The organism is Streptomyces sp. JHA26 (assembly GCF_002005565.1).
In the GTDB taxonomy this organism is placed as follows: Bacteria; Actinomycetota; Actinomycetes; order Streptomycetales; family Streptomycetaceae; genus Streptomyces.
Map to the genome: position 1 here is coordinate 45,073 of NZ_BDJC01000035.1, position 15,041 is coordinate 60,113.

A 15,041-nucleotide genomic window follows, 5' to 3' on the forward strand; every position below is an offset into this window, starting at 1 on the left:
CCCCCGTCGGTCCCCCGCCGGGGGCACCGTGAGCAGCGAAGGCAGGCACGTGATGCGCACGCACCGACGCAAGGTCAGTGGCAGGAACAAGGCGATCGGCGCCCTCGTCGCGGCGGCCGTGGCCGGTGGCGGGGCGCTGCTGTTCACCAGCACCGCCCAGGCGGCCCCGGTCGGCGCCGTGTACACGAAGACCAGCGCGTGGTCGACGGGCTACACCGCCCAGTACGTCGTCACCAACACCAGCGGGCAGGCCAAGGCCGACTGGACCCTGGAGTTCGACCTGCCCCCGGGCGCGAAGCTCGGCTCGCTGTGGAACGCCGAGTCGAAGGTCAGCGGGCAGCACGTCACCGTGACCCCGCCCACGTGGGACACGGACGGGCTGAAGGCCGGCGAGTCCGTCACGGTCGGCTTCGTCGTCAACGGCACCGCCGACCCGACCGGTTGCCTGGTCGACGACGCCGAGTGCTCCACCGACACCGGCGCCACCCCCGAGCCCAGCGGCCGCCCCACCGAGCCCCCGGCCCCGACGCCGACCCCGACCGGCTCCGCCGAGCCGACCCCGACCGGCACCCCCACCACCCCGGCGCCCACCGGCACCCCCGGCAACGGCACCGCCGCGGGCGCCGGCTTCGCCCCGTACGTCGACACCTCGCTCTACCCGGCCTTCGACCTGCTCGCGCACTCCGCGGCGACCGGCGTGAAGGAGTACAACCTCGCCTTCGTCACCGACGGCGGCGGCTGCACCCCGAAGTGGGGCGGCGTCACCGACCTCGGCAACGACGCGGTGGCGAACCAGATAGGCGCCCTGCGCGCGAAGGGCGGCGACGTCCGGGTCTCCTTCGGCGGCGCCTCCGGCTCCGAACTGGGCACCACCTGCACGTCGGCCGACGCGCTGGCGGCGGCGTACGGCAAGGTCGTCGACGCCTACCAGCTCACCAAGGTCGACTTCGACGTCGAGGGCGGCGCGCTGCCCGACGCCGCCGCCAACACCCGCCGCGCCCGGGCCATCGCCGCGCTGCAGAAGCAGCACCCCGGCCTGGACGTCTCCTTCACCCTCCCGGTGATGCCCGAGGGCCTCACCCAGGCGGGCGTCGACCTCCTCGCCGACGCGAAGGAGAACGGCGTGGACATCGGCGCCGTCAACATCATGGCGATGGACTACGGCCCCGCGTACAGCGGCGACATGGGCACCTACGCCGAGCAGGCCGCCACCGCCACCCAGGCCCAGGTCAAGGGCGTCCTCGGCCGGTCCGACGCGGACGCCTGGAAGACGGTCGCCGTCACCCCGATGATCGGCGTCAACGACGTCGCCAGTGAGGTCTTCACGGTCGACGACGCCACCCAGCTGGTGGAGTTCGCCAGGTCCAAGGGCCTGGGCGGACTGTCCATGTGGTCCGCGACCCGCGACAAGGCCTGCCCCGGCGGCCCGAAGCCCTCGGCCGACGCCACCTGCAGCTCCGTGGACCAGCAGCCGAACGCCTTCTCCAAGGCGCTCGCCGCCTACAAGTAGGACCGGCATCCTCCCCGTGGGGCCGGCCCCACACCGGCCCCACGGGCGGGGTACGGCACTCCCCCCGGAATGCCGTACCCCGTGTTCATGTGCCCCGTAGGCTTCCCGAGGCCCTACCCGACCGCGTCCAGCGGCGGCAGCGTCCCCGTGCGGGCCGCCCGGCCGTACCACAGGGCGCTCGACTTCGGGGTGCGCTCCTGGGAGGCGTAGTCGACGTGGACCGCGCCGAACCGCTTCTCGTAGCCGTAGGCCCACTCGAAGTTGTCCAGCAGGGACCACAGGTAGTAGCCGCGCACGTCCGCGCCGTCGGCGATGGCCCGGTGGACCGCCCTGAGGTGGCCGTCCAGGTAGGCGACCCGCTCCGGGTCGTGGACCGTGCCGTCCGCGCCGGGCTTGTCGTCGTAGGCGGCACCGTTCTCGCTGATGTAGAGCGGCAGGCCGGGGGCCTCCCGGTGGTAGCGCATGATCAGCTCGTGCAGGCCGGTCGGGTCGACGCTCCAGCCCATCGCCGTGCGCTCGCCCGGCGGCTGGTGGAACGCCACGTCGTCCGCGGCCGGCCACGGCGAGTGGTCGCTCGCGCCGTGACCGTCGGCGCCCGGGACGCGGGAGTCCGCGTCGGCGGCCGACACCACGGTGGGCGTGTAGTAGTTGAGGCAGACCGCGTCCAGCGGCTGGCGGACCAGGCCCAGGTCGCCGTCCCGGACGTGCGACCAGTCGGTGACCGGCGCCGTCGCCTCCAGGAGGGTCTCCGGGTAGGCGCCGTGCAGGATCGGGCCGTGGAAGATGCCGCCGGACAGGTCGTCGATCTTCCGCGCCGCCGCCAGGTCCTCCGGCCGCTGCGACAGGGGCCGCACGACCGAGGTGTTGAGGCTGATCGCCACCGAGTTGCGGGTGGGCATCACGGAACGCAGCGCCACCGTGCCCAGGCCGTGCGCCAGGTTCAGGTGGTGGGCGGCGCGCAGCGCGGCCGCCGGGTCGGTACGGCCGGGCGCGTGCACCCCGGAGGCGTACCCCAGGAAGGCCGAGCACCACGGCTCGTTGAGCGTGATCCACTGCTCCACGCGGTCGCCGAGCGCCTCACCGACGATCTGCGCGTACTCGGAGAACCGGTACGCCGTGTCCCGCACCGGCCAGCCGCCGGCGTCCTCCAGCTCCTGGGGCAGGTCCCAGTGGTAGAGCGTGACGGCCGGCTTGATGCCGGCGGCCAGCAGCTCGTCGACCAGGCGGCGGTAGAAGTCCAGGCCGCGCTGGACGGCGGGACCGCGGCCGGTCGGCTGCACCCGGGGCCAGGAGACGGAGAAGCGGTAGGCGCTCAGACCGAGGTCCTTCATCAGCGCCACGTCGTCGCGGTAGCGGTGGTAGTGGTCGACGGCGATGTCACCGGTGTCGCCACCGGCCGTCTTCCCCGGTGTGTGGCTGAAGGTGTCCCAGATCGAGGGGGTGCGGCCGTCCTCCCGCACCGCGCCCTCGATCTGGTACGCCGAGGTCGCGGCGCCCCAGAGGAAGGCGGGAGGGAAGGAGACAGACGTCGCTTCTGGCATGGAATCGCTCCCACGGTGTCGGGGCCCTCATTATGCATGGGAGCGCTCCCACCGCAAAAGACCCGTCCGGACCGCGACCACACCGCAAAAGACCCGCCGGGGCCGCACCCGCACCGCGCCCGGCTCCGGCGCAGACCGCACCCGGGCCGCACTCAGGCCGACTCCCGCACCACCAACCGCGTCGGCAGGACCACCCCGCGGTGCCCGGCGCCGCGGTCGGCGATCTCGTCCAGCAGCAGCCTCGCCATGGTGCGGCCCATCTCCTCCAGCGGCTGCCGGACGCTGGTCAGCGGCGGGTCGACGTGCCGGGCCACGATGGAGTCGTCGAAGCCGACGACGGCCACGTCGCCGGGCACCCGCCGGCCCGCGGCGCGCAGCTCCAGCACGGCGCCGGAGGCCATCACGTCCGAGGCGGCGAAGACCGCGTCCAGGTCGGGGCGGCGGCGCAGCAGCTCCCGCATGGCCGTGCGCCCGCCCTCCTCGGTGAAGTCCCCGTGCGCGACCAGCTCCTCGGTGACGGCGGCACCCGCCTCCCGCAGCGCCTCCCGGTACCCGGCGAGGCGCTCGCGCGCGGCCTCCATGTCGAGCGGCCCGGTGATGGTGCCGACGGCCCGGCGACCGCCGGCCAGCAGGTGCCGGACCGCGGCCTCGGCGCCGCCGCGGTTGTCCGCGCGCACGTGCCCCAGCGGCTCCCCGTCACCGCGCCGGCCGGCCAGCACGGTCGGGATGGCCAGCGCCTCCAGCTGGTCGGGCAGGGTGTCGTCGCTGTGCACCGCCACCATCAGCACCCCGTCCACGCGCTGTCCGGACAGGTACGGGGCGAGCCGCGCGTACTCCTTCTGGTCGTGGACCATGACCAGCAGCATGCGCATCCCGGCGTCCGCGAGACCGGCGGACACGCCCCGGATGATCTCCGAGAAGTACGGCTCGGAGAACAGGCGGGTCTGCGCGTCGGGGACCACCAGCGCCACCGAGTCCGTGCGCCGGGTGGCCAGGGAGCGGGCGGCCTGGTCGGGGACGTAGCCGAGTTCGGCGATGGCCCGTTCCACGGCCGCGCGGGAACGGTCGCTGACCTTGGGCGAGCCGTTGATGACCCGGGAGACCGTGCCGCGGCCGACGCCGGCGCGCGCGGCCACCGCGTTCAGGGTCGGGCGCCGGACGTCCGCGGCGGTGGGCGGCTGTTCGGCAGGGCTCATCGTTCACCTTCCGGCGTTCGGTGGGGGGACCGGCTTCATTCTGGCCCAGGAGGCGCCGACCTCGTCCGCGCGGCTCCCTCCCGCACCCCGGTTGTCTGCCAACCGGCCCATGACCTGCGGGAATTCGGATCCGCCGGGCCGAGATCCCGGCAAAACGCGGCCCCCGGTGCGACACATTCCCGTGACGTGCTGAACACGCTTACGCAACAACGCCGTTTTCAAGTCTTGACACCCGACCCCGCCACCAACCAGTCTTCGGGGCAAGCCGCGTGGGAGCGGTCCCACGGAGTTCCGGGGCCGTCTTCCGTACGGAACGAAGCACCATCGGCCCTTCCCTCCACCTCGCATGGCACACCGTTGACCAGCATCTTCGCACCGCATTCCGCGTTGCTCTGGGCTGGCCGCTGCTCGAACCGAGAGGGCAGGTCCGGACCGTCGAACCCGGCGGTCTGATTCCTGAGGTCCCCGTTCCCACTGGAACAAGGAGTAGTGGAATGCGCATCACCCGAACCGGCGGCGTCCGTGGCCGCAGAGCAGCGGCCCTGACCACGTCGGTCCTGACGGCCTCGGCCCTGCTGCTGACCGCCTGCAGCAGCGACAGTGACTCGGACGCTTCGGAATCCGACGGGAAGATCGTCCTCAAGGTGGCCGACTTCGGGCAGTTCGGCTACAAGGAGGCCGGCCTGTTCGAGAAGTACCAGCAGCTTCACCCGAACATCGAGGTGAAGGAAGAGACCACCGCCAACGAGCAGGACTACTACCCGAAGCTCCTTCAGCAGCTGAACTCGGGCAGCGGTCTGGGCGACGTCGTCGGCGTCGAGGTCGCCCGCATCAAGGAGGTCGTGGACACCCAGGCGGACAAGTTCACCGACCTCAAGGGCAGCATCGACACCAGCCAGTGGGTCGACTGGAAGGCCAAGCAGGCCACCACCAAGGACGGCAAGGTCATCGGCGCCGGCACCGACATCGGCCCGATCTCCCTCTGCTACCGCAGGGACCTGTTCGAGCAGGCGGGTCTGCCGACCGACCGCGAGAAGGTCGCCGAGGCGATAGCGGGCGGCTGGGAGGACTACATCAAGCTCGGTGAGCAGTACAAGGAGAAGGCGCCCAAGGGCACCTACTTCATGGACTCCGCCAGCGCCATGTTCAACGGCGTCGTCAGCTCCTCCGAGAGCCAGTACTACGACGCCGACGGCAAGGCGATCTACAAGGACAGCCCGTCGGTGCAGAAGGGCTGGGACCTCGCCGCCGATGCCGCGGACAAGAAGCTGAGCCAGGGCGTGCCGCAGTTCCAGGACCCCTGGAAGGCGGCGCTGCGCAACGGCACCGTGGCCACCGTCGTGTGCCCGGCCTGGATGGCGCTGCAGATCCAGAACTACTCCGGCAACGACTTCGCGGGCAAGTGGGACATCTCGCGCGCGCCCGGTTCGACCGCGGCCAACTGGGGCGGTTCCTTCCTGACCGTGCCCAAGAGCGGCAAGCACGTCAAGGAGGCCACCGAGCTCGTCAAGTGGCTGACCGCGCCGGAGCAGCAGGCCGCCGTGTTCAAGGCCGCCGGTCTCTTCCCGTCCAACCAGGGCGCCTATGACCTCCCCGATGTGAAGAACGGCAAGCTCGAGTACTTCAACAACGCCCCCGTCGGCCAGATCTACGCCGAGGAGGCCAAGTCCATCCCGGTGGCCGTGCTCGGCCCGAAGGACGGCGTCATCAAGGACTCGATCTCCACGCAGATCAACAACATGGAGCAGCGGGGGACCAAGCCCGACAAGGCCTGGGACGCGGCGACCGAGGCGATCGACAAGGCCATCGGCTGACCCGCGCACGGTGCGGGCGGTCCAACCAGCCGCCCCGCACCGTCCGTACCGTGCGCACCGGGGACCGTGAAGTCGACGGCCCCCGCCCGCAGCAGACCCGGCCGTCCGCGTCGGGTCTGCTGCGCGGCGTCGGGTCCGCGCCCGCGCCGCGACCGCTCCACCCGGCTCGCGGGGCGGGCGCGCCCCTCCGCCCGAACGGCCTGCGGGTCCTCCCGGGCCGGCCCGGGAGGGCGCGGCGGGCCGCGGTCCGGCCGGACGGGGCCGGGAGCGGAGGAGGACCCGGGACGCCGGTGCCGACCCAGGCGTCCCGACCCGCCTCCCCGCCCCCGACGACCCGCCCCGACCACTCGTCCTGACGACCCGCCCCGACCACCCGGCCGCCGTACCCACCGCAGACCGTCGCACGGGCCGCCCGGCAGCGTGCCGCACCGCGCGGGCGGGACCCGGCGGAACGGGCGCCGGCCCGTCCACCCGCCTCCCGCCCCTACCCGGCCCGAACCTCCGGGCCCGACCTGCCAGGCCCGACCTCCCAGGGAAGGATTCCCTCCGTGGCAACGACAACCCCCACACGGGGTGCCAAGTCTCCGCACACCGGCGGCTCCGGCTCCGCGTCCACAGAACGCAGCGCGTGGCGTTCGCGACTGTGGCGCCTCGACGACAAGGTGTCGCCGTACGCGTACATCGCCCCCTTCTTCCTCGTCTTCGGTGCCTTCGGGCTCTACCCGCTGCTCTACACCGGCTGGATCGCCCTGCACCGGGTGGAGATGACGAGCCTCGACCAGTCGGAGTGGGTCGGCTTCGAGAACTTCACCAAGATCCTCCAGGACTCCGAGTTCTGGACGGCCGTCTCCAACACCTTCATCATCGGCGTCATCTCCACCGTCCCGCAGCTGCTGGTCGCCCTGGGCCTGGCCCACCTGCTCAACTACAAGCTGCGCGCCAGCACCTTCTGGCGCACGATCATCCTCACCCCGTACGCCACCTCCGTCGCGACCGCCGCCCTCGTCTTCGCCCTGGTGTTCCGGGCCGACGGCGGCCTCCTCAACTGGGTGCTGGGCTTCTTCGGCGCCGACAACATCGACTGGGGCAACGGCCACTGGACCTCGAAGATCGCCATCTCGATCATCGTGATCTGGCGCTGGACCGGCTACAACGCCCTGATCTACCTGGCGGCCATGCAGGCCGTGCCGACCGACCTGTACGAGGCGGCCTCGATCGACGGCGCCTCGCGCTGGCAGCAGTTCCGCAAGGTGACCATTCCCTCGCTGCGGCCGACGATCCTGTTCACCATCGTCATCTCGACGATCGGCTCCATGCAGCTGTTCGGTGAGCCGCTGCTGCTGCAGGGCGGCACGCTCGGCTCCGTCGGCGGCAGCGAGCACCAGTACGAGACGCTCAGCATCTACCTCTTCAACTACGGATGGAAGCTCCAGCACCTCGGCCCGGCCGCCGCCGTGGCCTGGGCCATGCTCGTCCTGCTGCTGCTCATCGCCCTGATCAACTGGATCGTCAGCCGGTTCGTGCGCAAGAGCGCGGCCTGACGGGAGCGACAACGATGACCACGACAAGTACTCCCTACAAGACCGCCTCGGGCCCGGTCCACGCGGCTCCGTCCCCCGCCTCCGGCGGCAAGGGCCGCCGCCTCAGGATCGGCGCCGGCCAGCAGCTCAAGGGCGGCCCCTTCACCTACCTCGCGCTGATCGTCGTCGGCCTGGGATCCGTCTTCCCGCTGTACTGGACGCTGGTGGCGGCCTCGCACGACCAGCAGAGGGTCCTCGACGACCCGCCGCCGTTCATCCCGGGCGGCAGGCTGTTCAGCAACCTCGAAGCGGCCTGGGAACAGGCCAACCTCGGCAAGGCCATCGTCAACAGCGTCATCGTGGCCGGCTCCATCACCGTGGCCACGCTGTTCTTCTGCACCCTGGCCGGCTACGCCTTCGCCAAGATGCGCTTCCGCGGCCGGAACGTGCTGATGACCGCGGTCATCGCCACGCTCACCATCCCGCCGCAGCTCAGCGTCGTCCCGCTGTTCATGATGATGTCGGACATCGGCTGGGGCGGAAAGCTGGAGTCGGTGATCTTCCCGACCCTGGTCGGCGCCTTCGGTGTCTTCTTCATGCGCCAGTACCTCATCGAGGCCCTGCCGTACGAGCTCATCGAGGCGGCCAAGGTGGACGGGGCGAACAACCTCCGCATCGTGTGGAGCGTCGTCCTGCCCGCCGCCCGGCCCGCGATGATGGTGCTCGGCATGCTCACCTTCGTCCAGGCCTGGAACGACTTCTTCTGGCCGTTCCTCGCCCTGAACCAGGAGAACCCCACCATCCAGGTCGCGCTCGGCCAGCTCAGCGCCTCCTACACCCCCGACCAGAGCATCGTCATGGCCGGAGCGCTGATCAGCACCCTGCCGCTGCTCGTGGTCTTCGTCGTCTTCGGCAAGCAGATCGTCGGCGGCATCATGGCGGGCGCCGTCAAGGGCTGACCCGGACACACCCCCTCCTGCCCGCCGACAGGGCCCGGCCCGCACCCGGGCCCTGCCGGCCGGGGGCGCCCACCCCCGCGCCCCACCCCGCCTTCCCCGCACCGCCGGGCCCCACCGTCCGGCCCCCTCCTCACGCCATTTGGGAGCGTTCTCACCATGACCGCCGTACGACCCGAGACCCCCGTCCGCCCGGCCGCCGGCACCTCCTTCCCGACGGGCTTCGTCTGGGGCGCCGCCACCGCCGCCTACCAGGTCGAGGGCGCCGCCGCCGAGGACGGCCGCACGCCCTCCATCTGGGACACCTTCAGCCACACCCCCGGCAAGGTCCGCAACGGTGACACCGGGGACATCGCCGCCGACCACTACCACCGCTACCGCGACGACGTGGCGCTGATGAAGGACCTCGGCCTGAAGGCGTACCGCTTCTCCGTCTCCTGGTCCCGGGTGCAGCCCACCGGCCGCGGCCCCGCCGTCGAGCGCGGCCTGGACTTCTACCGCCGCCTCACCGACGAACTCCTCGAGGCCGGCATCACCCCCGTCGCCACCCTCTACCACTGGGACCTGCCCCAGGAGCTGGAGGACGCCGGCGGCTGGCCGCACCGCGACACCGCCGACCGCTTCGCCGAGTACGCCGCCCTCACGGCCCGCGCCCTCGGCGACCGCGTCGGCGTGTGGACCACCCTCAACGAGCCCTGGTGCAGCGCCTTCCTCGGCTACGGCTCCGGCGTGCACGCCCCCGGCCGCACCGACCCGGCCGCGACCCTGCGCGCCGCCCACCACCTCAACCTCGCCCACGGCAAGGCGGTCGGCGCCCTGCGCGCGGCCCTGCCGTCGACCGCGCAGACCTCCATCACCCTCAACCTGCACCAGGTGCGCCCCCTCACCGACGCCCCCGAGGACGTCGAGGCGGCCCGCCGCATCGACGCGGTCGGCAACCGGATCTTCACCGGCCCCCTCCTCGACGGCGCCTACCCCGAGGACCTGCTCGCCGACACCGCGCACCTCGTCGACTGGAACGACCTGGTGAAGGACGGCGACCTGGCGGAGATCTCCCGCCCGATCGACGTGCTCGGCGTCAACTACTACTCGCCGACCGTGGTCTCCCGGCCCGCCGACGGCGCGGCCACCACGAAGAACGACGGCCACGGCGCCAGCGACCACTCGCCGTGGACCGGCTCCGAGGACGTCGCCTTCCACCTCGCCAACGACGACGTCACCGCGATGAACTGGGCCATCGACGCGAACGGCCTGCACACCCTCCTCACGGACCTGGCGAAGTCCCACCCCGGCCTGCCGCTGATGGTCACCGAGAACGGCGCCGCCTTCGACGACTACGTCTCCCCCGAGGGCCGGGTGAACGACCCGCAGCGCATCGCCTACCTCCGGTCCCACCTGGACGCCGTCAGCCGGGCCGTCGCCGACGGCGCGGACGTCCGCGGCTACTTCCTGTGGTCCCTGCTGGACAACTTCGAGTGGTCCTACGGCTACTCGAAGCGCTTCGGCGCCGTCTACGTCGACTACGCCACCCAGCGCCGCATCCCCAAGGCGAGCGCCCACTGGTACGCCGACGTGATCCGGCACAACGCGCTGCCCGCCTCCGACTGAGGCACCCTCACCCGCGCGTCGCGAGGGCGTGACCGGTCACCGGTCGCGCCCTCGCGGTCCCTTCCGGCGCGGAGGGGGGAATTCCGCCGTCTCCGAGGCACGATGGGGGGCGGAGGGGCACGGACCGGGGCTGTTAGATTCCTGGCCGGACAGCTGCGAGGGAAGGGCGACGACCATGACGGTCAACGGTGGGCGGAGCCGGGGCGTCAGACGCCCGACCCTCGAGGAGGTGGCCGCCCGGGCCGGCGTAGGCCGCGGCACGGTCTCCCGGGTGATCAACGGCTCGCCCCGGGTCAGCGACACGACGCGGGCGGCCGTCGAGGCGGCCGTCGCGGAACTCGGCTACGTCCCGAACACCGCCGCCCGCGCGCTCGCGGCCAACCGCACCGACGCGATCGCCCTGGTCGTCCCGGAGCCGGAGACCCGGTTCTTCGCCGAGCCCTACTTCTCGGACATGCTGCGCGGCGTCGGCGCGGAGATCACCGACACCGAGATGCAGCTGCTGCTGATCTTCGCGGGCAGCGACCGGGAACGGCAGCGGCTCGCCCAGTACCTGGCCGCGCACCGGGTGGACGGCGTCCTGCTGGTCTCGGTGCACGCCGACGACCCGCTGCCGGACATGCTGACCCAGCTGGAGATCCCCGCGGTGATCAGCGGCCCGCGCTCCGCGGCGGAGACGCTGGCCTCGGTGGACTCCGACAACTACGGCGGCGCCCGCTCGGCCGTCCAGCACCTGATGTCCCGGGGCCGCGGCCGCATCGCCCACATCACCGGCCACCTCGACGTCTACGGCGCCCAGCGGCGCGCCGACGGCTACCGCGACGCCCTGCGCGACGGGGGGCTCGGCGCCGCCGAGGAGCTGATCGAGCCGGGGGACTTCACCGAGGAGGGCGGCCGGCGCGCGATGACGGAGCTGCTGCGCCGCTGCCCGGACCTGGACGCCGTCTTCGCCGCCTCGGACGTCACCGCGGCCGGTGCCCGCCAGGCCCTGCGGGAGGCGGGCCGGCGCATCCCGGACGACGTGGCGCTGGTCGGCTACGACGACTCGGCCATCGCCCGCCACCTGGATCCGCCGCTGACCAGCGTCCGGCAGCCCATCGAGGAGATGGGCCGCGCGATGATCGACCTGCTGCTGGCCGAGATCGCGGACCGCCGTCCGGCGGGGGCGCGGGGACGGGAGCGGCACCAGGTGGTGCTGGCGACGGAGCTGGTGGAGCGCGCGTCGTCGTGAACGGGGGCGGCGCCGGTCCGCCCTCGCGCTCCGCGCCGCTCAACGCGATCAGCCGGTGACCTTCTTCCGAAGGTCACCGGCTGATCACTCAGGGTGAGTGACGGGACTTGAACCCGCGGCATCCTGGACCACAACCAGGTGCTCTACCAGCTGAGCTACACCCACCATGGCCGGTAGTCGGAACCTCTTGCGGGGCTCCCCGACCGGCTGAGAAAAAGTGTACAGGGTCCGAAGGGGTGCTCGCGCACGCCTTTCGCGACGCCCCGGGCGGCCTCCCCGACGGCGTCCTCGTCGGCCTCCCTACGGGGCGGACACGACGTGCTTCGCGGCGATCGCCTTCGCGGTGTCGGAGTCGGGGCCCGGCTGCGGCACGAAGACGGCCTCCCGGTAGTAGCGCAGCTCGGCGATGGACTCGCGGATGTCGGCGAGGGCGCGGTGGTTGCCGTTCTTCTCGGGACTGTTGAAGTAGGCCCGCGGGTACCAGCGCCGGGCCAGCTCCTTGATCGAGGAGACGTCCACGATCCGGTAGTGGAGGTAGTCCTCCAGCGTCGGCATGTCCCGCAGCAGGAAGCCCCGGTCGGTGCCGACCGAGTTGCCGCACAGGGGGGCCCTGCCGGGCTCCTTCACGTGCTCCCGCACGTACGCCAGGACCTGTGCCTCGGCGTCCGCCAGCGTCGTGCCGCCGTCGAGCTCGGCGAGCAGGCCGGACGCGGTGTGCATCTCGCGCACCACCTCCGGCATCGTCTCCAGGGCCCGCTCCGGCGGACGGATGACGATGTCGACGCCCTCGCCCAGGATGTTCAGCTCGGAGTCGGTGACGAGGGCGGCCACCTCGATGAGCGCGTCGTCGGACAGCGAGAGGCCGGTCATCTCGCAGTCGATCCACACCATGCGATCGTTCATGCGGCCACTGTACGGGTGGGCGCCTGTTTCCCGGGCCCCCGGTGTCGGGGCCGGCCTCGCCGGGAGCTGCCGCCCCCGGAACCCCGCTTCGGCCCTGAACGGGCCTCGTCCTCGAACGCCGGACGGGCCGGAGCGGCCCGTCCGGCGGTCAGGGCGTCGCCGTCGCCTCAGCTCACGGGGCGCTGCGCTGCCCCGGCAGGCTCGCCGCGCCGGCCGGGACCGGGGTGCGGCGGGCCTGGAACGGGACCTGGCTCTCCGCGGGCACGGCGGCCGGCTGCTGGCCGCCCTCGTGCGGGGCGGGCGGCCGGGACGCTCCCGCGGCACCGCCCTCCGCGTCCGCCGGCCGGTCGCCCTGCGGGCGGCGGGCCCGGTAGGCGGCCCGGTAGGCGGCCGGGGACGAACCCAGCTGGCGGCGGAAGTGACCGCGCAGCGCCACCGGCGAACGGAAGCCGCAGCGGCCCGCGACCTCGTCCACCGAGTAGTCGGACGTCTCCAGCAGCCGCTGCGCCTGGAGCACCCGCTGCGTGATCAGCCACTGCAGCGGCGCGCTGCCGGTCAGCGAGCGGAAGCGGCGGTCGAAGGTGCGCCGGCTCATGTACGCGCGGGCCGCCAGCGTCTCCACGTCGAACTGCTCGTGGAGGTGCTCCAGCGCCCAGGCGACGACCTCGGCGAGCGGGTCGGCGCCGATCTCCTCCGGTAAAGACCGGTCGAGGTAGCGCTCCTGGCCGCCGCTGCGGCGCGGGGGGACCACCAGGCGGCGGGCCAGCGCGCCGGCCGCCTCGCTGCCGTGGTCCGTGCGCACGATGTGCAGGCACAGGTCGATGCCCGCCGCGGTGCCCGCCGACGTCAGGACGTCGCCGTCGTCCACGAACAGCTCGCGCGGGTCGACGTGCACCGACGGGTAGCGCTTGGCCAGCGTCGGCGCGTACATCCAGTGGGTGGTGGCGGGGCGGCCGTCCAGCAGGCCCGCCGCCGCCAGGACGAAGGCGCCGGTGCACAGCCCGACGATGCGGGCGCCTTCCTCGTGGGCCCGGCGCAGGGCGTCGAGCGCCTCCTCCGGCGGTGGAGAGGTGATCGACCGCCAGGCCGGCACGACGACCGTGCCGGCCCGCGAGATCGCCTCCAGGCCCTGTGGCGCGGTGAGTTCGAGGCCCCCTGTGGTCCGCAGGGGGCCCTCCTCGCCGGCGCACACCAGTAGTCGGTAGCGCGGTACGCCGGCGTCCTGGCGGTCGATCCCGAACACCGACAGCGGTATGGAACTCTCGAAGATGGGACCGCCGCTGAACAGCAGTACCGCGACGATCTCCTTGCGGCGTCGCCCGGAGAGCTTCCGGGCCGCGGCTTCCGGTGCGGCAGTGGAGTCGTGGCTCATCCCGCTAAGCCCCCCTCGGTGGTCGCGGCGCCCTCAACCTTTCGGGTCTGTCGCTCCAACACGTTTCCCCTCGGTCCTGCACGAGTCCCCCGCCGTAGACAGTCAAGATCGAATCTACTGCGTCCTGTCGTACCGAGGTGGCCGGTTCGGCACTTGGGACATTGTCGACATGGCAACTTGGCGTGAAGCAGTCGATCACGAAGCGTCGCACTCCTGGGCGCCACAGGGAAGTGCGCCTTGTGGCAGTGGCCAATCCCCGTAGGGTGCGCGGGGCCCCGGAGACCCTGTCCGTGCAGGTGGAACGGGGGATGGAGGGTGGTTCGGACAGGGGGAGGAACCCCTGTGGAAGTTGGCTGAAAAGAAGCGGAGTGGGGCGCGGAAACCGGTCAACCGACCGGTGTGTTTTCCGCAGCCGGTCTACGCCCCCGCACCCGCCCCGGCGGCGGCCCGCGCCGCGCTCCCACCGGCGCGACAGCAGCCGGCGGACGCCGGTGCGGTGCGGACACGGACGCGCCCCGGAGCCGGCCCACGGTGATCAACGCCCGTCCGGCCCTCCGGTCACGCCGGGCCGCGGCCGGGAACGGACAGTTGAATCCCGTGCAAACCGCCTGTACAGCGCAGCAACCATTGCGTTACGGGCGTCCCCTCAGGCATGCTCCGGGGAACCCGTGGCGGACGTGCGCGGGATCTGGGCGAAGGAGGCGTGGCGCCGTACCCTTGGGGGTATGGGGTTGGGAAGACGATTCCCGGACACAGCACCGCTCCGCCGCACACTGTTGGCCCCCCCCATAGAGGATACAAACGCCGAGACAGTCATGGCCGCTCACGAATTCTTCGAACCCGCGGACCGCAAGCGGCCCGTCGCCGAACCGACGGCGGCCGAGCCCCTGGCGGCGGAAGAGCCACGCCGGTCGTGCGATCCGGCCTTCAAGCACGGGGTCGTCGTGGGCTTCGACGGCTCCACCTCCAGCGAGCGCGCCCTCGCGTACGCCATCGGCATGGCGCGGCGGCACGGCGCGGGCCTGGTCATCGTGCACGTCGCCAACCGGCTGCCGACCACGGTGTGGGCGGGCTGCGAACCCCCCGTCTTCGTCGACGTGCCGGACCACCGCACCGAGGTGCTGGGCCTGGAGCTGGCGTGCGCGGACTACCTGACCGAGGTGCCCTGGATCCTGGTCGAGCGCGGCGGCGACATCTGCCACGAACTCGAGGAGGTGGGACGGGAGTACGAGGCGGACGCGATCGTCGTCGGCTCCAGTCACGGCCTCGTGGGCCGGCTCTTCGGCTCCGTCGCGGGCCGCCTCGCCAAGCGGGCGCAGCGGCCCGTGGTGGTCATCCCCTGACGAGCCGACGCCCCGGCGGCCCGGCGCCCCGGCTCCCTGAACACCCG

11 protein-coding genes and 1 tRNA gene are annotated in these 15,041 nt (G+C 72.4%); 7 read left to right on the forward strand and 5 right to left on the reverse strand.

The window, feature by feature from the left end; genetic code table 11:
* The first annotated feature begins 52 nt into the window (after positions 1 to 52).
* Entirely contained in the window at positions 53 to 1,510 is a 1,458-nt protein-coding gene (locus tag JHAT_RS21435; RefSeq protein WP_077799861.1) for a cellulose binding domain-containing protein, read from the forward strand.
* A gap of 113 nt (positions 1,511 to 1,623) precedes the next feature.
* Here the strand turns inward: JHAT_RS21435 and JHAT_RS21440 are convergent, their stop codons facing one another.
* Positions 1,624 to 3,051 (reverse strand): GH1 family beta-glucosidase, encoded by a 1,428-nt coding sequence (locus JHAT_RS21440; protein WP_077799862.1) that lies wholly within the window; start codon positions 3,049 to 3,051, stop codon positions 1,624 to 1,626.
* A 152-nt stretch (positions 3,052 to 3,203) separates the two neighbouring features.
* Positions 3,204 to 4,247, reverse strand: a complete 1,044-nt coding sequence (locus JHAT_RS21445; RefSeq protein ID WP_077799863.1) for a LacI family DNA-binding transcriptional regulator — start codon at positions 4,245 to 4,247, stop codon at positions 3,204 to 3,206.
* 494 nt (positions 4,248 to 4,741) lie between these two features.
* Here JHAT_RS21445 and JHAT_RS21450 point away from each other — a divergent pair, with 494 nt between their 5' ends.
* The 5 genes from JHAT_RS21450 to JHAT_RS21470 all read left to right on the forward strand — a co-directional run bounded on the left by JHAT_RS21450 (position 4,742) and on the right by JHAT_RS21470 (position 11,376).
* Positions 4,742 to 6,061 carry an ABC transporter substrate-binding protein gene (locus JHAT_RS21450; protein WP_077799864.1) on the forward strand — a complete coding sequence of 440 codons (1,320 nt, stop codon included), beginning with the start codon at positions 4,742 to 4,744 and terminating at the stop codon, positions 6,059 to 6,061.
* Positions 6,062 to 6,609: 548 nt separating this feature from the next.
* Positions 6,610 to 7,602 carry a carbohydrate ABC transporter permease gene (locus tag JHAT_RS21455; RefSeq protein WP_077799865.1) on the forward strand — a complete coding sequence of 331 codons (993 nt, stop codon included), beginning with the start codon at positions 6,610 to 6,612 and terminating at the stop codon, positions 7,600 to 7,602.
* Between the two features lie 14 nt (positions 7,603 to 7,616).
* Positions 7,617 to 8,540, forward strand: a complete 924-nt coding sequence (locus tag JHAT_RS21460; protein ID WP_077799866.1) for a carbohydrate ABC transporter permease — start codon at positions 7,617 to 7,619, stop codon at positions 8,538 to 8,540.
* A gap of 156 nt (positions 8,541 to 8,696) precedes the next feature.
* Positions 8,697 to 10,145: a GH1 family beta-glucosidase gene (locus JHAT_RS21465; protein ID WP_077799867.1), complete on the forward strand. Its 1,449-nt coding sequence runs from the start codon at positions 8,697 to 8,699 to the stop codon at positions 10,143 to 10,145.
* A 175-nt stretch (positions 10,146 to 10,320) separates the two neighbouring features.
* Entirely contained in the window at positions 10,321 to 11,376 is a 1,056-nt protein-coding gene (locus JHAT_RS21470) for a LacI family DNA-binding transcriptional regulator (protein WP_077799868.1), read from the forward strand.
* A 92-nt stretch (positions 11,377 to 11,468) separates the two neighbouring features.
* Here the strand turns inward: JHAT_RS21470 and JHAT_RS21475 are convergent.
* The 3 genes from JHAT_RS21475 to JHAT_RS21485 form a co-directional block, all read right to left on the reverse strand.
* Positions 11,469 to 11,541: transfer RNA gene (locus JHAT_RS21475), tRNA-His, on the reverse strand.
* A gap of 135 nt (positions 11,542 to 11,676) precedes the next feature.
* Positions 11,677 to 12,279, reverse strand: coding sequence for an oligoribonuclease (gene orn, locus JHAT_RS21480; protein ID WP_077799869.1), 603 nt, complete (start codon positions 12,277 to 12,279; stop codon positions 11,677 to 11,679).
* Positions 12,280 to 12,451: 172 nt separating this feature from the next.
* Entirely contained in the window at positions 12,452 to 13,651 is a 1,200-nt protein-coding gene (locus JHAT_RS21485; RefSeq protein ID WP_077799870.1) for a helix-turn-helix domain-containing protein, read from the reverse strand.
* A gap of 815 nt (positions 13,652 to 14,466) precedes the next feature.
* On the opposite strand from JHAT_RS21485, the gene JHAT_RS21490 reads away from it, so the two are divergent.
* Positions 14,467 to 14,994: a universal stress protein gene (locus JHAT_RS21490; protein WP_077799871.1), complete on the forward strand. Its 528-nt coding sequence runs from the start codon at positions 14,467 to 14,469 to the stop codon at positions 14,992 to 14,994.
* Positions 14,995 to 15,041 lie beyond the last annotated feature (47 nt).